This window comes from Clostridium sp. (assembly GCF_051278035.1).
Classification (GTDB): domain Bacteria; phylum Bacillota; class Clostridia; order Clostridiales; family Clostridiaceae; genus Clostridium_AD.
The window spans coordinates 1-18,328 of sequence record NZ_JBNMNU010000086.1 but is presented as its reverse complement, the minus strand read 5'-3'; the positions used below and the strand labels follow the sequence as shown (position 1 = coordinate 18,328).

Below are 18,328 nucleotides of genomic sequence, written 5' to 3'. Positions count from 1 at the left end.
TTCATTTTCCTTGATCAAATACTCTTTATTCACTCCAATATCTATGAAATCCCAAGGGAGTATTTCCTCGTAGCTTCTCTCTCTATAAGCATAGAATTCGCCAGAAACACCACATTCCTCCATAGCTTCTTGCCATATCTCAAAGTTGAAATGCTCAGACCAGCCATCGAATTTTGCACCCTTTTCAAAGGCCTTTATTATAACATCACAAACTCTTCTGTCACCTCTAGCAATAACTGCTTCTAGATATGAAACTAGAGATTCATGGTATTTATAAGTAACTGCCTTACTTTTAATAGCATATTTAACTGCTTTGATTTTTTCCACTACCTCATCCATTGTGCTTTGAGGTGCCCATTGGAAAGGTGTAAATGGTTTTGGTACAAATATAGCTGAGCTTGCATTAACTCTGAGACCCCTTTTCCTTACTTCTTTTGGAATCTTGAAGTATTCATCTGCAACCTTATCTGATAACTGCGCTATTCCTTTTACATCTTCTATAGTTTCATAAGGGAGTCCCACCATAAAATAAAGTTTTATAGTTGACCATCCTGAAGCAAACACGCTGCTAGCAGCTTCTAAGATTTTTTCTTCTGTAACCCCTTTGTTTATAATATCTCTCATTCTCTGAGTTCCAGCTTCTGGTGCAAATGTTAAACCTGTTTTTCTAACCTTTTGTATTTCCTTAATTAGATCTACAGAAAAAGAATCTATTCTAATAGATGGCAAGGATATACCAACGTTATCATCCTTATATTTTTCTATAAGCGTCGCTATAAGGTTTCTTATATCTGAATAATCACAAATACTAAGTGAACTTAGAGATATTTCCCTATATCCCGTATTCTTTAATAATATATCTGCAGCCTCTACAAGACTTTCAGTGCTTTTTTCTCTTACAGGTCTATATATCATGCCAGCTTGGCAAAATCTACATCCATTAGTGCATCCCCTAAATGTCTCAAGGATTACCCTGTCATGAACTATCTCAACATATGGAACTATCATCTTGTCTGGGAAAGCAACCTCGTCAAGATCTACTACGAATCTTTTTGATACGATACTTTTAACATCTTCATATTTAGGCTTAAATTCATGGATAGTGTTGTCATCATTATAGGTAACCTCGTACAATGAAGGTACATACACTCCTCTTACCTTAGATATTTCCCTTAAGAATTCACTTTTCTTGCCCTTACCTATGTATTTTTTATAAATATCTAGAACCTCATTCATTATTTCTTCGCCTTCACCAAGTTCAAAAAAATCCACTATATCATGCAGTGGCTCAGGATTATAAGCGCAAGGACCCCCTGCCATAATTATTGGTTCATCCTCGCCCCTCTCAGATGCTCTTATAGTTATGCCCGACATATCTAGCATATTAAGTATGTTAGTATAGCTCATCTCATATTGTAGCGTAAACCCTAGAAAATCGAATTCGCTTAATGAATCTTTACTCTCTAGTGCATACAATTCTATATTGTTTTTTCTCATTTCGCTTTCCATATCTGGCCAAGGAGCGAATGCTCTTTCACAGTAAGTGTCGGTTCTAGAATTTAAAACATGATAAAGTATCCTACTTCCTAAATGTGACATACCAACTTCATACACATCTGGGAAACAAAAAGCAAATCTTATATCCACACTTTCTTTATCTTTATAGCAACAATTAAGTTCTCCACCTATATATCTTCCAGGCTTTTCAACCTTATATAAAATATCATCGGAAATTTTATTCATAAAAATTCCTCCTCGTTTTTTCTCTAGGGTACATACTCGCTGTTTCTTATATTTACCCTAAGTTTATTCTATTACATCAATATATTTTAACACATGAACGTCAAATCTCAAAACTAAAAATAATTATAAGGCATCTTAAGTTACTCTTTTACTTAAGATACCTTATAATAGTGTGTTTTTTTCTTTTTTACAACTAATGTAATCTTTCAAACTTATATTACCGTAGGTTTTTATTGCCTCAAGAATTTCTTCTTCATATAAAATTTCTAACACATTCATATTTTCATCTAAGACGGTAAATATATTATACTTATTTTTATCAATTATTCCTAGAATTAATAGTAAATCCTTGTTACAAAAAACAGACATGCTTCGATTCTCTATATATCCCCTATTTATAAATCTATGTTTCTTCTTTATAATATAGCCCATAATCAAATATACTATCCTTTCTTTCTCTTTAATTGAAGATACCAAGATAAATAACGCAATTAAGCCCAAATTCAAATTACTTTTATTCAGATTCACACTTACAAAATAGATAAACATAAAAATACTTCCAAGTACCATACTGACCCTAATAGAAATTTCATTAGCCTTTCTATATATTATTTTGTAAGATAATATATCTCTAAGCACTCTCCCCCCATCTAACGGAAAGGCCGGTATAAGGTTAAAAATGCCTATAGCTAAATTACTGCTATATATTAAATGAAAAAGCTTTATATTAAATTTTATAAATAATCCATAAAAAATAATTGCCAATAATAAGTTTAGCACAGGACCTGATAGTGAAATTATTAAATCTTCTTTAGGACTTGCCTCATCTAGCTGTTTCATCTTAAGTACAGCGCCTATAGGAAGTATTTCTATATCAAATCCCGAAAAACCTAGAATCCTCGCAGTTGTATAATGCGTAAATTCATGAATTATTACCAGAAGAAAAGCTATTATTATTTCTCCTTTAAAGCCTAGTATTATTAGTAAAATAATGTAGGGTATAAATAACTTACTTATTCTTATCAATTAGTCCCCCATAATAATTGTTATGTCTTAAAACTTACTGTTTATATCCGTTATTTGCTGCTCGCTAGAAATCGAATTTTTAACCTTTTCTATAAAACCCCCTGTAATAGCTCCTATATCCTCAAATTCAACACCTTTAGCATTATTTATTAATGTACTATAATCATAATGTTTATCTATTATCTCTTTAGAATAATTATAAACAAATTGAGTTTTAGGTGTAACCACTACTTTGCAAAAGAGTACAAAAATAAACAGCACTAAAACACCTATAAGTTCTCTTGTTATTCTCTTTACAAAAAAATTTGCCATTCTACTATTTTTATTACTCTCACCAGAAATTTTATTTGTACCCCTATGTTTCCTAGTTAAATTATTATAATAACTTTGATATTGCATATTATAATTACCCATTTCCTCCCCCTCCTGCAATCATTTCAATATTTATATATATTTATTTTTTCTCATTTATATTACTTATTTAAATAAAAAAGTATTGATAAGTCTTTTAAAAATAAAGAAGGGGATGTCTCAAAATGATTATTTTAATCATTTTGAGACATCCCCTTCTTAAATCCTATTATTGTTATTCTCTGTTTTTTAGGCTTCTCATCAAAACTTCTGCTGTGCCTAAATTAGTAGCAAGCGGAACACAATGGACATCGCACAACCTAAGCAGTGCTGATATATCCGGTTCATGAGGTTGAGACGTAAGTGGGTCTCTTAAAAAAATGATCATATCCAGCTCCCCTTGTGCAAGCTTTGCACCTATTTGCTGATCGCCTCCTAGTGGTCCTGACAAAAATCTAGTAACCTGAAGCCCTACTTGTTCAGTTATTAATTTTCCAGTTGTTCCTGTTCCAAATAACTCATGTTGCTTTAAGATATCCTTATAACGTTTTGCGAAATCAATCATGTCATCCTTTTTTTTATCATGTGCTATTAGTGCTATTCTCATGCTTTTCCCCCTTATAGTTAACTTAAAAGTTTATTTTCTTCTTTCTCATGCCGACATTTAAAACAAGTCCTAGCGCAATAAAACTTGTTAAAAGTGAACTTCCACCATAACTCATAAATGGCAAGGTTATCCCTGTAATTGGCATAAGTCCAACTGTCATTCCAATGTTTTGCATTATTGAAAATAGTAGATTTGAAATAAATCCCACACATATTACAGTTCCAAAAATATCCTTAGAACTTTTTGCAATTTTTATTAATTGAAATATGAGTGCTCCATATAAAAACAGTAAAATTAATGCACCAAGTAGTCCCCATTCTTCACCCAAAACAGCAAAAATAAAATCCGTATGATTTTCTGGAACAAATTTAAACTGAATCCCTTTTCCGAAACCTCTGCCAAATATCCCCCCGGAGCCCAAAGCCAATTTTGATTGAATAAGTTGAAGACCATAACCTAGTTCATATTGCTCAGGATTAATAAAGGATGTAAGTCTTCCCTTCCAATAAGGTTTTATTATTGATGAATTCCATACACCTATAATTACTAATACAACAGAAGTTGCTCCTCCAATTATAACTTTGGAATCTAGTCCCATACAATAAAATATCCCTAGTACTATAAAAAAACTAACCATAGTCATTCCCATGTCTGGTTGAATAACAATTAGGAACATTGGTACCGCTGCATAAAATATTAACTCCAGCAAATTTTTAGGGTCATTAATCTTCCCTTCCATGTCATCTAATTTCTTAGCTAGCATTATTATCATTCCTATTTTGGCGAACTCTGAAGGTTGTATTCCGCGGTTACCAATCATTATCCAAGATTTTGCGCCCTTAGTAATCGTGCCTAAAAATCTATTAAGGATTAAAAATATAACCCCTGCCCAGTATATTATCACTGCGTAATTTTTAATTAAGGTATAATCTAATGTCAAAATAATATATATTGTTATAAGACCTAATATCATCCACATAAATTGTAATCTAGGATAGTAAAAATTATATTCCTTTGTAGCACTATAAATATTTATACATCCAAAAATAACAATGCAAATTACAAGTATAATTACACTATAATCTAATTCCCTTAAAAGTTTCCTGTTAAGTTTTAGCTTCTCTAATAAGTTCATGCTTTAACCTACCTCCATCTCAAATATGATTATATCATATTGAAAAAAAAAAGCTATGCATAACTTATTAATTATACATAGTTTAGGTAACTTATCTCTTGATTTTTCTAATAGGAATATTAGCAATTAATGCTGGTGAACTTCCTTCATATTCTTCCGTTGTTGTAAGTCTAACTTCAATTTCCCCTGCTTCTACTTCAGCGTACTTTTGTATTACCTTAAGTATATCACTTTTAATCATTTCCAAAAAATCCGGTGAAAAATCTGCTCTATCATGTATTAAAATTAACTTTAATCTATCACTGGCAATATCTTTTGAAAAAATCTTACTAGAAAACATTTTAAAAAAATTCATTAATGCCCCCCCCTATATCCCTTTAAATATTTTTTTTATTGAAGCAAAAAATCCTATGTCGCCACGCGATGATCCATCTAGTGTAGCGTATGATACTTCCTCGCCCGTTATTCTTTTAGCAATATTCTTAAAAGCTAGTCCTGCCAATGACTTTTCATCTAATACAATTGGCTCACCCCTATTGGTTGAAATGGTAACCTTCCTATCATCTGGAACAATCCCTATTAATTTAATTGCTAGGCACTCTATAATATCATCCACAGATAACATATCTCCACTTCTTGTCATTTCATAGTTTATTCTATTTATTATAACCTCATGTCTATCTAAACCCTTAGAATCCAATTTACCAATTACTCTATCCGCATCTCTAACTGAAGTTAGTTCTGGATTGACAACAATAATAGCTCTATCAGCACCTACTATAGCGTTCTCAAAACCTTGTTCTATTCCAGCAGGACAATCTATAATAACATAATCAAATTCATCTTTTAGTTGATTTACTACGAGTAGCATATCTTTAATATTAATATCATTTTTATCTCTTGTTTGAGCCGTTGGCATTAAATATAAATTACTAAACCTTTTATCTTTTATTAATGCTTGCTTTAATCTACATCTTTTTTCAATAACATCTACTAATGTAAACACTACTCTATTCTCAAGTCCCATTAAAACATCTAGATTTCTAAGGCCTGTATCTCCATCAATAACTACTACTTTTTTGTCCATAGATGCAAGCGCTGTACCTATATTTGCTGTGGTTGTCGTTTTACCTACACCACCTTTACCCGATGTTATAACTATAGCTTCTCCCATGTATATTCCCCCATTAAATGTATTTGTTCTCTAAGTATGGTTCTACAATAATACTGCCATTTTTAATTTTTGCAACCTCAGGATACTCAGGTTTAACTGAGTCATCAGGCGCCCTTGTAACAACATTTCCAATTTGGAGTATTTGAGGTTCTAATTTAAATGCTGCTATTATAGCTTTTTCATTCCCATTAGTACCTGCATGAACAACTCCCCTTAAATTACCAATCACAATTATATTTCCAGCTGCATATATTTCAGCTCCCGGATTTACATCTCCAACTATAACTATATTACCAGGATAGTTTATACTTTGTCCACTTCTTATGGTTTTTCTAAGAAACTTAGTTTTACCTTCATATATTCCTGTAAATACTTTAGTGGTAGATTCCTCATGGTCTTGAAAAATACAATCACTAATTAAAAACTCATCGAATAAAATTTCCTTTAACTTTCTACTTTCCCTTTCATTTATGTATTTAAGTTCCGTTGTAATTTTCAGAGTACTACCTTTATAAAACTTTTTACCTTTTGAAAGCTTTTCAATTAAAGACTCCAGCATATCATCAAAATCATTGAAATGGTTCATATTTATAATTACATTTAATCCTTCTTTATTTCCCTTAATTATTATTTTATCAGTAACCATAATTTCTACCTCCTAACTCTCATACGTGGTACACATTTAAGTTATCAATTGTTTTACCATATAACTTACATAATTCAACTTATGCTATTATTTCAACATAATATCATTAAATTCCTTCTTAATTCCACTATAAATATATTTTTTTTATTTTATCTGTATATTTCCAATGTTTAAAGCGATAATTTCCATGGTTTTTTATGATTAAAGATCAAATAAACTCTGACAAATAAATCTGTCAGCGTTTATTTGATCTTTTTACATAATTAAATAGGTCATAAATATTTCTACTAATCAGGAGAATTTCCAACCGATCCATTATTAAGTTCTATATTAGCAGTTTTCTTCTTTGGATCAACCTGAAATTTATATTCAGGATCTTTTTTCAGTATTAAATCTTTAAAATATTGCTCATAAACTGCTTTTGCAATTGGTGCAACATATGAACCATGACCACCATCGAAAATCACTGCACAAACAGCTATTTCAGGTTTATCATAAGGCGCAAAGCCTATATAATAACCATATGAAGTCCTTCCTAGAGCAGATTGTATTGTATCATTAAAAGTAGCTGAACCTGTTTTTCCCCCACTTAGTATAGGGAAATCGCCAAAAACTGAATACCCAGTACCGCCTTTATTATTAGTAACATCTAGCATACCTTCTTTGATTATTCTAGTAGTATTAGCACTTACTCCCGTTTTTCCCAAAACTACAGGCTTTACTTCTTTAATTACATTTCCATCTGGATCTAAAAATTTATCAACCAAATGAGTTTCAAATCTATTTCCGCCATTCACTATGGTAGCCACGTAGTTAGCTAATTGTAACGGTGTAAAAACATTAAACCCTTGGCCTATAGCAGCATTATATGCATTAGCAGCAGAACTAACTTCAGTTCTAGCATTCTTTATCTCTCCATTTACAACTACTGCCATATTTTCTATATCTTTCACCGTATAGTTATTATTTTTTAATACCTCCGAAGCTTCAATAAGTTTCTTTAAGCTATTAGTTGAATCATATTCACCATCTATCTTTTTCATTTCTGCCTTAACATAGGCAAGAAATACTTTTTTTTGTGAGTTTGCTTTTTTAATTTCATCAATTTCCTTCTTACTTCCACTTTCCTTTTCTGGCATCATATCGAGTGGCTTGTATTTACCTTGAACTCGATTTGTTCCTTCTTGCAAGTAATTTATCATATTACTTATATAAATATTGGATAATATTTCTTTACTAGATTCATAATTGTATACCTGTCCAAAGCTTTCTGGTATCTCTATACCTGTAGAAGGTTTTTTATCACCACTAGAATCTACACCAAGACCGAATTTCCATGCATATTTTGCTATTAAATCTAACCCCTTTTTACCCTCTCCACCCTCTGCAAAAAGTAAATCCGCTACTTTATAGAAGAAATAATTACAAGATACTTCTAGTGCCTCTTTAACACCTATACGTCCATGCCCATAACCATAATCATTAAAGCTCCAACAGGCTGAAATAACTGATGGATACCGTTCATTGAACGCGCCATCACCATTCTTATTTGTACCACCATCTAGTATTTTAGTCGTCTCATCTATAACGCCTTCTTCTAGTCCTGCAATAGCTGTTAGTGGTTTAAAAATAGAACCAGGAGGTATTAGAGATTTAGTTGCATTATTAAAAGTTGGTTTCGGGAAAATATCGTTGTTATCCCTCCGGATTTTAGTATTATCTTCTATATTTTTATCTATCGGAAACATATAATCAAGTATTATTTGCTCTTTTTCTTTTTCTGTTTTTTCCGCTACCTCTTTATAAGTCAAAATACCTTCTAATTTTGTTAACCCACGTTTTCGAATATAATCCAATCCCAATTTCTCTATATCTGGGTTTAAATATGAATTATATAACTTATTAGTTAATCTTCCAGGTACTGCAAACATATTAGGATCATAACCGGGTCTACTTGCTAAAGCTAATACCTTACCGGTGTTAACATCCAGAACCACTACTGCGCCTCTATTTGCATTAGTCATATCTACATCTTTAACTTTCCCTTGTTTCTGTAAGTCAACCATTACAGCATCTAATGATTTCTCTGCAGCGTATTGCATATCTACATCTATATTAAGTTGTATTGTTTGCCCAGGATAAGTTTCAATTTCACCAAGTGATTTAACTTTACGTCCTTGTTTATTAACTGAAATGCTTTCTTGCCCCTTAGTTCCTCTTAAAACATCTTCAAAAGTCGCTTCAATTCCTGCAGTACCTATATAATCGGTACTTACATCATATCCTTTTTCTTCATATTTTTCTGTATTCCAAGGATTTATTTTAGAAATGTAACCTAAGAAAGCTGAGCCGAGATCTTTATTAGGATAAACTCTAATTGGTTGAGTTAAAACACTAATCCCAGGAATTTCAGGTTGTATTTGTTGAAAAATAAAAGCAGTCTTTTTATCTAAATTATTAGTAATAGTTACAGGCTTGTATCCAGAAAAACTCTGCATCCTCGATGTATCCTTAACTAACATATACCTACGAATTTCATCTTCACTTTTGCTTTTAAAACCCGCAATTTCATTTATTTTATACTGCTCTACTAAATCATTAAATACTTCTTCAGGAGTGATTTCTAAAAGTTTTTCATCAACCTTTTTGAGCTGTGCAGGGGTTAAGTCCCCTTTCCTTTTGTCCCCGTATAAATCTCTTATAGCGTTAGTATCAAATCCTCTATCTTTTTTAAATCTAAGTTCAGTCCAGTTTTGTGATGCCTTATCTTGAGTCTTAAAATCAAAGCTATACTCAGTAGATTGTTGAGCTTCATTAGTATTTACTTTAAGCAAAAACTCATCTACCTGAGATTCCTTGTTATCATCAAGAATTTTAAACACCTTGTCCATAGTGGAAAAGAATTTCTTGTCACTCTCATCCGTGTTCGTAAACGTTAATATATAACTTGACTTGCTTGTAGCAAGTTTTTCCCCATCTCTATCAATTATTTCTCCTCTAGGAGCTGGTGTTGATATTATCTTTTTATCCTTTTGATTTGCAGTTTCCCTATATAACTCACCATTAATTATCTGTATATTCACTAATTTTGATATAATTGCAGTAAAAATCATGAGCATAATTATAGCAAGTGCATTAAATCTAGAAAATTCATTCTTCTCTTTATTCTTCTTTCTCACTATTCCACCAACCTTTTAAAAACTTGTTGAATATTATTTAGAAGTACTATATCAAAATCTCCACTCTTTTTTCATATATTCTTTTTTAGAAAGTTTATATGTAAATTTATACATAAAAATACAAGCTATTAAATTACATAAAGCCTGATATAATATTACCTGTACATCTGTGTTTTGTTTTATTGTGAATAATAGAAAAAATACTACTAACCCTTTTGCTAAACTGAGTACAAAAGATGATAGTATTGGTACAAATGATTTTTCTATAAATATATTTTTACCTATGTTTGAAGCTGCAACACACACAATCATATTGCAAAGCATATTAATTCCAAACCCATTAAAAAAATACAAATCCTGTAGCATGCCAGTGAAAACTCCAATTATCAGTGCGTCCTTTGGAGAACTAACAACAGAATAACACAGTGCAAAAGTAAATATTAGACTTGGATATGCACCATGTATCTTAAGTAAAGGCATCAGAGTATTATCTAATATTAGGAATAGAATACATAAAAACACTAATGTTAATATTCTCTTCATAATACAACTCCTAATATTTTATTTCTGCTGAATCATCTTTTGGTACAACAATAAAGACCTCTTCGATCTTTGAAAAATCAACATATGGCTCTATTATACCGCCTTTCATTACTACACCTTTATCTTCATAAACGCTTAGCACCTTTCCAATTCTAATTCCCGCTGGATATATCCTACCAAGGCCTGATGTCGTTATTACATCCCCTTTTTTTATACCCGAATCTAAAGAAAGGCTATATATTTCTGCCAGCAATTTATTATTTTCATCTTTATATCCTCTAACCATACCATCATTGTCCCTTGTTTCATGAACAAGTGCTGCCACACCTATGTTTTCATTAGATAAGCATTGAACTATAGCCCAATTACTAGTTACAGATGTAACCTGACCTACAAGGCCCTCTCCAGTCATAGCTACCATTCCCTTTTTTATCCCTTTATTTGTACCTTTATTTATTATAAATCCATCTGAAAAACTATTTCCGCTTAGTCCTTTTATGTCTGCACCTATGTAATTATATTTAGTTCTTGACTCTGAAAAATTAAACATTTTTCTAAATCTTTCATTCTCTTTTAACGCATTATCATATTGTAAAGCTTTGGTTTGTAGCTCACCATTAGTTTTTCGAAGTTCTTCATTTTCCTTCTTAACATCTGATAAGTTTGTTATAAATTTAAAACTATCTTTTATTTTGTAAAACCCATCATAGAATATACCTTGCACTGAATTTATAGTTACCCCTAACCCATTCTCAACAACAGACATTTTTTCCCGATTGGCACTGTATCCTATTAAAGATAAAAATGTAACTGACAGTATTATAATAAATACTGTCAGTTTATTCTTCATAAATCCCATATCTATCTTCTTTTACTCATAACATCTATATTATCGAGAGCCTTACCTGCTCCTATAGCAACGCAATCCAGTGGATTCTCAGCTATATGTACAGGCATATGTGTTTCTTGGTTTATAAGTGCACCTATTCCTTTTAGAAGTGCACCACCACCAGTTAACATAATTCCTTTGTCCATTATATCCGATGCAAGCTCGGGTGGGGTTTTCTCTAGGGTTGTTATTATCGCCTCAACAATTGCTTGAATTGGTTCGCTAAGAGCCTCTCTTATTTCCTTTTGAGTTATTTCTATAACTTTTGGGAGTCCCGATATCAGGTCTCTTCCTCTTATTTCCATACTCATATCATCATCTTCTAATACAAAAACTGATCCAAGCTCCATTTTGATGTTTTCTGCTGTTCTCTCACCTATCATAAGACTGTACTGCTTCTTAATAAAAGCCATTATCGATAGATCAAGTTGATCACCTGCAACTCTTAGAGACTTGCTAGTTACAATACCACCTAATGAGATTATTGCAACCTCAGTAGTTCCTCCTCCAATGTCCACTATCATACTTCCAGTTGGCTCATTTACAGGAAGACCAGCTCCAATGGCTGCTGCCATAGGTTCTTCCATTAGGTATGCTTCTCTTGCTCCCGCTCTTTTAGTCGCTTCCTCTATTGCTCTCTTCTCAACCTCTGTTACTCCAGAAGGAAAACCAACTACAATTCTTGGACTTGTAAACCCTTTCGAAGTAACCTTGCTTATAAAGTGCCTAAGCATTTTCTCAGTAACATTAAAATCCGCGATTACACCATCCCTCATAGGTCTTATGGCAACAATGTTTCCAGGTGTTCTACCTATCATCTGTTTAGCTTCTTCACCAACTGCTAAAATCTTATTAGTATTCTTATTTATTGCTACAACAGAAGGTTCTCTTAATACAATTCCCTTACCTTTAAGATAAACCAATGTATTGGCTGTACCTAAATCTATTCCCATATCGCGGGACGTTCCAAATATTCCCATTAAATTTTTCTCCTTTCGTATCTAAAGCAATCCTTTTTCTTTTAAACTAGTATAAGTTCCATTCCCAATAATTATATGATCAAGAACTTCTATGCCTAGTAGTTTTCCGCATTCTTTAAGTCTTGCAGTAATGCTTATATCTTCCTTACTAGGAGTTGGATCTCCTGAAGGATGATTATGGCAAATTACCACTGAAGCACTACACTTTTTTATAGCCTCATAAAAAACTTCTCTTGGATGAACTATTGAAGTATTTAAATTCCCAATTGAGATATCTTTTATACTTATAATAATATTCTTTGTGTTTAGCATAATTAATTTAAGATATTCTTTTTTTAAATATCTCATTTCCTCCATAAGATACTGTGCAATATCTTTTGGCGAAGTTATTTTATACTCTTCCCCAGATTTAAAACTTCTAAATCTTTTTGAAATTTCAGTAAGAGCTAAAAGTTGCGTTGCTTTAGCTTCTCCTATACCCTTTAAACTCATAAATTCTTCTGCACTTGAGCTTAAAAGTCCATTCAGTCCGCCACACTCAGAAATTACTCTACCACAAAGGCTTATAATATTTTCCTGTTTCGATCCCGTTCTAAGTATTATGGCTAATAGTTCATTATTGGATAGAGTTTCAGCACCGTATCTTAATAACTTCTCTCTTGGTCTTTCATTTTGAGGTAAATCCATGATTTTATAAGTCATACCCATAAAACAACTCCTTTATAGATTGACCCCCATCTCCCTTAACATAAAGTACAATTTATTTACCGGTAACCCCACCACATTATAATAACAACCCTTTACCTGTTCAACAAATAAAGATGCTGCACCTTGTATTCCGTAAGCTCCGGCTTTATCAAAAGGCTCTCCTGTTTCTATGTAATTGTTTATTTCTTCTTCAGATAGTTTTGAAAATTTCACTTCTGTGCAAACATAATCAGTGGAAATTTCTTGAGTTTCAGTATTTATCACTGCAACTCCTGTATATACTTCATGTGTATTTCCGCTTAAATCACTAAGCATTTGAAAAGCCTGCGCACTATCTTGAGGTTTACCAAGCACTTTTCCATTAAAATAGACAACAGTATCACAGCCTATTATAGCAGCTGGTTTTTTCACAGAGCTTGTTATGTCCATTGCCTTTCCTCTAGCAAGTGCCATAACGTAGTCTCCGCAACTACCTGAAAAAGGTATGTCACTTTCTTGAAATTCACTTGCTTTTATCTTGAAATTGCTTGTTATTTTTGTCAAAAGTTCTGCTCTACGTTCTGACGCAGACGCTAAAATAATATTCACTACATCACTCCTAATATTTTCTATATAGTATTATTGCCAAAACAATGCCTATGATAGACATAATGTTAACATTAAAATTCAAACCGAAAGTTACTGATAACACTTTAAAATCTATAAGCATAGGAGTACCCATTCCTATGGTATATGTATTCTTCAAAAATCTGAGTGCATTTATATTCTGTCCCAATAGTTCACCTATTAAACTTCCTGAAATAGCTCCTATCAGCATAAAAAAAATAAAATACGAATTTTTTTTCTCCGAACTTTTCAAATTACATCCCCCACTTTACTTATATATCTTGTACATTTTAACATTGAATAGGACTATAAACAAGTATATAAACCATTATTCAAGAAATGTTTATAATTACATTTCATTAATCATTGTAATGGCATACTAATAAATCGTATAAAAAAATACAAATAGATTACAATTATCTATTTGTATTTTTTCTAGATTGTAAGTAGTTTTTTAATGAATTTATAGATATAAATATACCCTTCCTCCGTTTTTTCCTTTTTAACCAAATCAGGCAGGGCAGTTAAATATGTTTTTATTACAGTCATATCTTTATAGTTCTCACTTTTTTCATCCGCACCCTTTAAAGTAAGGAGCCATTCTTTGAGTTTCACAGTCTGATATGCACTAGTATCTTTTTCTGAAACCTTATTTAATATTTTTATGTTTGCACTTATCATTTCATTGGTTTGTGCACTGGTTGAATCCTTTGCGGTAAGTTCAAGTTTAATTTTAAAATAATCTATTTTATTTTCCGTAAGTTCCTTTGTAATACTATCAGTACTATCAGTTGGATAAATACCAACCAATACTTTATTAACCTTATCTTCTTCAACAATAAATGGTGTACCAAACATCATCAAACTATTCTTTAAAACTAAAGCTTTTTCCATGGTTCCAAAAGCACCACATTGTATCGCTACATAATTACCAATATTTTCATCAGTGCTAACTTTCGATGCATCTGTGTCATCCTTACTTGGCAGTGCCTTCTCTTTTATATCTTGTTTAGTTTTATCATCAGAAACACTATTCCCACTAGTATCTTTTAATAATACTTTTGAAACAAGCGTACCTATGGCTATTGCAGCTATTAATGTTAAAATAATGATGACCATAAAATTACTACTACCTTTCTTAGGTGGTTTATAATTATATCTAGTATATCTCACTTAAACATCCCCTTTTAACTTCCCTTAATTAAATATTCGTCTTGCACTTGCAAATCTTGTATTGTAATAGCTTTGACTTAAATTACTCACTGTTACTTTGTTACTTCCTGAAGATGCATGGATGAAATCTCCATCCCCTACATAAATACCAACGTGTGATGCTGTTCCATTTGTATTAAAGAAAATCAAGTCACCCTGTTTTAGATCATTTCTTGATACTGAAATCCCCTTGCCTATTTGAGATCCTGTATAATGCGGTAAATCAACCCCAAACTTTTTATAAACATACATTGTAAACCCTGAGCAATCAAAGAAACGAGGCCCTTCCCCCCCCCACACATATGGTATCCCAATAAAGTTATATGCATAAGAAATCAAATTGCTTTTACCAGCTGCAGATATGTATTTTGATGAAGTCTTATCTGTAGATATGGATTTTGATAAGGTCTCACCTCTTGATAATCTTATTTCTGTTTCTTTTTTCTTTTTTTGTGCACTTCTATCTGGTACTTTAAGAACCTTTTTCGTTTTAATAGTTGCTACGCGCAGGATCCCTTGTGTTTGTCCTTTTATAGCCACATCTGCTTTTGCCACTCCAATTTTCATACTCAGACAAATTCCTATTGATAATACTAAAATCACCATTCTAACCAAGTTAGAATTTAAGATATTCATTTGATAACCCCCTAAAGTTTCCGAAGTTAGCTAAATTTTTTCTGTTATGTTGACTTTACTAATATATGCAATAGTCATTATACTTTATTCCTATTGAATTGTTTTTTTTAAAATTAAAATATTCTTATCTTTGCCATCTACCTCTAAAAAATTGCTTGTAACTCTACTTATCTCAAAACCATTGTTTTTCCATAATTCCAGCATCTCCCGGTTATTAACGGAAGCAAAGGTATAAAAATTACGCATTCCATAATTTTCATATAAATGCGTTAAAAATTTATTAATAATTGAAGTAGCTAAATCAGCACTATATAATTTATTTTCTATTAAATAGCACATAATCCAGACTTCATTTGGATTTTTAAATTCTATTCTACCTTTTACAATGCCTATAATTTCACTTCCAGATAGCACTTTAACAAAGTACTCACCTTCGCTTACGTAATATTCTAAATATCTTTCATAAAATTCATTAATGCCATAATTCTTTTTAGCATCATTGTTAAAAACTCGTTGATTATTAATCCATTTTTGGATTTTTAATATATCTTCTTTTTCTACATTCATAATGCTAACATCATTTGACACAAAATCTATATTAAACATATTACACCTCTTCGATTTTACATATCTTGAATAACTAAATTCTACGTTATTCCCAAATTTCCTTCAATAAAAAAAACTTAAATTATATAATCCCATCTTGAGCTTTTAAAAACTCAATAAAAAATAACCCTATGAGTTTTATAGGATTATTTTTTAAAATAGTATAATTACTTTATGTTAAAATTCAAGCTACCACTTATTCATCTCTATACATAAGTGTAAGTCTAACAATTCTTTTAACCAAACCCACTGCTCCTCTATAATGTATGCCGCACCTAGTAAGCATTTTAAATATTTCAGGATTATATCTCTCAATTCTATTTACAATGTAGTCAACATCGTTGTATTTAGGATTAAATTTATTGTATCCATCGTTATAAGGTTTTCTATCCTCATACATATCTTGTTCCCTTAATCCATCATCTTCATAAGCACTCATATCTACATTTTCATATGGTAAACCCATAGGATTAGATCCATTCATAAACACACCTTCGTTGTTAAATTTGTTCATTTCAATTGATGGGTACATTTCCATACTCGGATCCTGATTATATCCATTTGCCATCGCCATACTTGGGTCCATACCCATATAAGGATCCATATCCATGCCCATATTTATTCCCATATTCGAGTACATACCCGCAACCGGCCTGCTATTCATTTCCCCAAATCCCTGCATCATAGATTCTAGTGGAACCATTTCATAATCTTCTATATCCTCTATATCCTCTATATCTCTGTGGTCTACATTCATCATTTTCCTCCCTATCTACCATATTACTAATACATTATCAATTTATGCTAGAATTGTTGTTTTGATACTGATTTTATAATAAAATATAATAACTCAAAAAAAATAAAGCGGATGTAATTACACCCACTTCATAGAACAATTTATTTAATAGATCTTCTACTTTAATCCTCGTACAGGTTTCTCCATGTTACTATCTCCATTCATAGTAACTGGGTTATTTCCTTTGCCCTTAAATGATTTCTCCTTTTTGCCATTAGGTTTACTCTTTTTACTTTTCATAAACAACACCTCTCTTAGATGTTAGCTTTGCCATATTTCATTTAAAAATTCATTATAACCGAAATTTAAAAGTGCATAAAAAAGGCACTAACCGTTTATAGTTAGTACCTTTCAAAGTGTTGGAACCATAAGTCTTAACTTGGTGCGAAAGACGGGACTTGAACCCGTACGGTCTCCCACATGTCCCTTAAACATGCGCGTCTGCCATTCCGCCACTCTCGCAAATATTGCTTACCTAAAGGATAATTAATCTCATAGTTATATACATATATGCCCTTACAACTACAAGATTCATTATATATCAGTATTATGTAAATTGTCAATAATTTTTATCCATTTTATTTAAGTTTTTCATTATATATCTTCAAATAAATATTATAATTTGTCTTTACTTTTTTTACATACTTATCTGTTTCTTCAAATGGTATGTTGTGTATTGTTTTTCCATCCTTTGAATATCGCTCGTCCTTAAGCCACTTTTGAACATTTCCCCGCCCACCATTATAAGCGGCTAAAACCAAGTCTATATCACCCTCAAATTCATTGTTCAAATTGTTTAAATACCAACATCCCATAGCAATATTAATTTCAGGGTCATCTAATCTCTTCACCTTAAAATCTTTTAACTCCATGTTCTCTGCAATCCAAGCTCCTGTTTCAGGCATTATCTGCATAAGTCCAATAGCATCTTTATGAGAAATAGCGCCTTCATTAAAATTACTTTCTGTTCTAATAACAGCTGCAACTAAATGGGGGTCTACATCGTACTTCTGAGAATACGTAATTATATAATTTTCATATTTTACTGGGTATAAATATTTAAAAATACCCTTTATATTAAACAATATAACTATAATAAAAACTAAAATCAAATATTTTAAAATACTTTTGAACTTCATATCTTCACACTTAACCTTTCTAACTGCGTAATAATAAAATCCAGTTGTAACTTTGTATTTTCAAGGCTTCCTTCATTATCAATAATAAAATCCGCAAAGTCCTTCTTTTCGTCTATTGGCATTTGAGCTTTAATTCTATCCAATGTTTCATCTATTTCTAAATTATCCCTAGTCATAACTCTTTGTATTTGCACTTCCATACCTACAAGAACTAGTATAGTTTGGTCCATAATAGTATGTAAATTGTTTTCTATTAAAGTAGCTGCATCTAAAAAGCATAATTTACAATTATTTTCTTCTAGTTTTTTTAATCTTAGGTGTATTTCACTTATTATAAAGGGCATCATTATAT

General features: G+C 31.6%; 22 protein-coding genes and 1 tRNA gene. All 23 read right to left on the bottom strand.

Annotated features, from left to right (window positions below; genetic code table 11):
- On the bottom strand, positions 1-1,743 hold a 1,743-nt coding region (locus ACJAX4_RS13555), incomplete at its 3' end, for a TIGR03960 family B12-binding radical SAM protein (RefSeq protein WP_435789992.1).
- Positions 1,744-1,905: 162 nt separating this feature from the next.
- The gene (locus ACJAX4_RS13550) at positions 1,906-2,769 is read right to left on the bottom strand and encodes a M50 family metallopeptidase (RefSeq protein ID WP_435789991.1); all 864 of its coding nucleotides are present in this window, start codon (positions 2,767-2,769) and stop codon (positions 1,906-1,908) included.
- 27 nt (positions 2,770-2,796) lie between these two features.
- Positions 2,797-3,183 (bottom strand): endopeptidase, encoded by a 387-nt coding sequence (locus ACJAX4_RS13545; RefSeq protein WP_435789990.1) that lies wholly within the window; start codon positions 3,181-3,183, stop codon positions 2,797-2,799.
- 172 nt (positions 3,184-3,355) lie between these two features.
- Positions 3,356-3,727: a methylglyoxal synthase gene (mgsA, locus tag ACJAX4_RS13540; protein ID WP_435789989.1), complete on the bottom strand. Its 372-nt coding sequence runs from the start codon at positions 3,725-3,727 to the stop codon at positions 3,356-3,358.
- Positions 3,728-3,749: 22 nt separating this feature from the next.
- A complete protein-coding gene (gene rodA, locus ACJAX4_RS13535; protein ID WP_435789988.1) occupies positions 3,750-4,862 on the bottom strand; it encodes a rod shape-determining protein RodA in 1,113 nt (370 codons plus the stop codon).
- Positions 4,863-4,953: 91 nt separating this feature from the next.
- Positions 4,954-5,217 carry a cell division topological specificity factor MinE gene (gene minE / locus ACJAX4_RS13530; RefSeq protein ID WP_435789987.1) on the bottom strand — a complete coding sequence of 88 codons (264 nt, stop codon included), beginning with the start codon at positions 5,215-5,217 and terminating at the stop codon, positions 4,954-4,956.
- 12 nt (positions 5,218-5,229) lie between these two features.
- Entirely contained in the window at positions 5,230-6,036 is an 807-nt protein-coding gene (minD, locus tag ACJAX4_RS13525; protein WP_435789986.1) for a septum site-determining protein MinD, read from the bottom strand.
- A gap of 13 nt (positions 6,037-6,049) precedes the next feature.
- Positions 6,050-6,682, bottom strand: a complete 633-nt coding sequence (minC, locus tag ACJAX4_RS13520) for a septum site-determining protein MinC (protein ID WP_435789985.1) — start codon at positions 6,680-6,682, stop codon at positions 6,050-6,052.
- 287 nt (positions 6,683-6,969) lie between these two features.
- Entirely contained in the window at positions 6,970-9,861 is a 2,892-nt protein-coding gene (locus tag ACJAX4_RS13515) for a penicillin-binding transpeptidase domain-containing protein (RefSeq protein WP_435789984.1), read from the bottom strand.
- A 51-nt stretch (positions 9,862-9,912) separates the two neighbouring features.
- The gene (mreD, locus tag ACJAX4_RS13510; protein ID WP_435789983.1) at positions 9,913-10,404 is read right to left on the bottom strand and encodes a rod shape-determining protein MreD; all 492 of its coding nucleotides are present in this window, start codon (positions 10,402-10,404) and stop codon (positions 9,913-9,915) included.
- Between the two features lie 10 nt (positions 10,405-10,414).
- A complete protein-coding gene (gene mreC / locus ACJAX4_RS13505) occupies positions 10,415-11,263 on the bottom strand; it encodes a rod shape-determining protein MreC (protein WP_435789982.1) in 849 nt (282 codons plus the stop codon).
- Between the two features lie 2 nt (positions 11,264-11,265).
- A complete protein-coding gene (locus ACJAX4_RS13500; protein WP_435789981.1) occupies positions 11,266-12,273 on the bottom strand; it encodes a rod shape-determining protein in 1,008 nt (335 codons plus the stop codon).
- A 21-nt stretch (positions 12,274-12,294) separates the two neighbouring features.
- The gene (gene radC, locus ACJAX4_RS13495) at positions 12,295-12,981 is read right to left on the bottom strand and encodes a RadC family protein (protein WP_435789980.1); all 687 of its coding nucleotides are present in this window, start codon (positions 12,979-12,981) and stop codon (positions 12,295-12,297) included.
- Between the two features lie 12 nt (positions 12,982-12,993).
- Positions 12,994-13,569, bottom strand: coding sequence for a Maf-like protein (locus tag ACJAX4_RS13490; protein WP_435789979.1), 576 nt, complete (start codon positions 13,567-13,569; stop codon positions 12,994-12,996).
- 10 nt (positions 13,570-13,579) lie between these two features.
- The gene (locus ACJAX4_RS13485) at positions 13,580-13,840 is read right to left on the bottom strand and encodes a DUF4321 domain-containing protein (protein WP_435789978.1); all 261 of its coding nucleotides are present in this window, start codon (positions 13,838-13,840) and stop codon (positions 13,580-13,582) included.
- Positions 13,841-14,022: 182 nt separating this feature from the next.
- Positions 14,023-14,760: a hypothetical protein gene (locus ACJAX4_RS13480; RefSeq protein ID WP_435789977.1), complete on the bottom strand. Its 738-nt coding sequence runs from the start codon at positions 14,758-14,760 to the stop codon at positions 14,023-14,025.
- A 24-nt stretch (positions 14,761-14,784) separates the two neighbouring features.
- Positions 14,785-15,435: a C40 family peptidase gene (locus tag ACJAX4_RS13475; RefSeq protein WP_435789976.1), complete on the bottom strand. Its 651-nt coding sequence runs from the start codon at positions 15,433-15,435 to the stop codon at positions 14,785-14,787.
- Positions 15,436-15,525: 90 nt separating this feature from the next.
- Positions 15,526-16,041: a GNAT family N-acetyltransferase gene (locus tag ACJAX4_RS13470; RefSeq protein WP_435789975.1), complete on the bottom strand. Its 516-nt coding sequence runs from the start codon at positions 16,039-16,041 to the stop codon at positions 15,526-15,528.
- A gap of 196 nt (positions 16,042-16,237) precedes the next feature.
- A complete protein-coding gene (locus tag ACJAX4_RS13465) occupies positions 16,238-16,798 on the bottom strand; it encodes a hypothetical protein (protein WP_435789974.1) in 561 nt (186 codons plus the stop codon).
- A 156-nt stretch (positions 16,799-16,954) separates the two neighbouring features.
- Positions 16,955-17,077, bottom strand: coding sequence for a hypothetical protein (locus tag ACJAX4_RS13460; RefSeq protein ID WP_435789973.1), 123 nt, complete (start codon positions 17,075-17,077; stop codon positions 16,955-16,957).
- A gap of 140 nt (positions 17,078-17,217) precedes the next feature.
- A tRNA-Leu gene (locus tag ACJAX4_RS13455) sits at positions 17,218-17,299 on the bottom strand.
- Positions 17,300-17,415: 116 nt separating this feature from the next.
- Positions 17,416-17,976, bottom strand: a complete 561-nt coding sequence (locus ACJAX4_RS13450) for a lytic transglycosylase domain-containing protein (RefSeq protein WP_435789972.1) — start codon at positions 17,974-17,976, stop codon at positions 17,416-17,418.
- Positions 17,973-18,328 (bottom strand): dephospho-CoA kinase (gene coaE, locus ACJAX4_RS13445; RefSeq protein ID WP_435789971.1); only part of this gene is annotated, 356 nt, incomplete at its 5' end. The genes coaE and ACJAX4_RS13450, both read right to left, overlap by 4 nt.

Coding starts and splice junctions, on each gene's coding strand:
- mreC (WP_435789982.1), bottom strand. CDS start 11,263: ATGGGATTTATGAAGAATAAACTGACAGTATTTATTATAATACTGTCA.
- ACJAX4_RS13475 (WP_435789976.1), bottom strand. CDS start 15,435: ATGAATATCTTAAATTCTAACTTGGTTAGAATGGTGATTTTAGTATTA.
- mgsA (WP_435789989.1), bottom strand. CDS start 3,727: ATGAGAATAGCACTAATAGCACATGATAAAAAAAAGGATGACATGATT.
- ACJAX4_RS13460 (WP_435789973.1), bottom strand. CDS start 17,077: ATGAAAAGTAAAAAGAGTAAACCTAATGGCAAAAAGGAGAAATCATTT.
- rodA (WP_435789988.1), bottom strand. CDS start 4,862: ATGAACTTATTAGAGAAGCTAAAACTTAACAGGAAACTTTTAAGGGAA.
- minE (WP_435789987.1), bottom strand. CDS start 5,217: ATGAATTTTTTTAAAATGTTTTCTAGTAAGATTTTTTCAAAAGATATT.
- minC (WP_435789985.1), bottom strand. CDS start 6,682: ATGGTTACTGATAAAATAATAATTAAGGGAAATAAAGAAGGATTAAAT.
- ACJAX4_RS13465 (WP_435789974.1), bottom strand. CDS start 16,798: ATGAATGTAGACCACAGAGATATAGAGGATATAGAGGATATAGAAGAT.
- mreD (WP_435789983.1), bottom strand. CDS start 10,404: ATGAAGAGAATATTAACATTAGTGTTTTTATGTATTCTATTCCTAATA.
- ACJAX4_RS13545 (WP_435789990.1), bottom strand. CDS start 3,183: ATGGGTAATTATAATATGCAATATCAAAGTTATTATAATAATTTAACT.
- radC (WP_435789980.1), bottom strand. CDS start 12,981: ATGGGTATGACTTATAAAATCATGGATTTACCTCAAAATGAAAGACCA.
- ACJAX4_RS13450 (WP_435789972.1), bottom strand. CDS start 17,976: ATGAAGTTCAAAAGTATTTTAAAATATTTGATTTTAGTTTTTATTATA.
- minD (WP_435789986.1), bottom strand. CDS start 6,036: ATGGGAGAAGCTATAGTTATAACATCGGGTAAAGGTGGTGTAGGTAAA.
- ACJAX4_RS13470 (WP_435789975.1), bottom strand. CDS start 16,041: ATGTTTAATATAGATTTTGTGTCAAATGATGTTAGCATTATGAATGTA.
- ACJAX4_RS13500 (WP_435789981.1), bottom strand. CDS start 12,273: ATGGGAATATTTGGAACGTCCCGCGATATGGGAATAGATTTAGGTACA.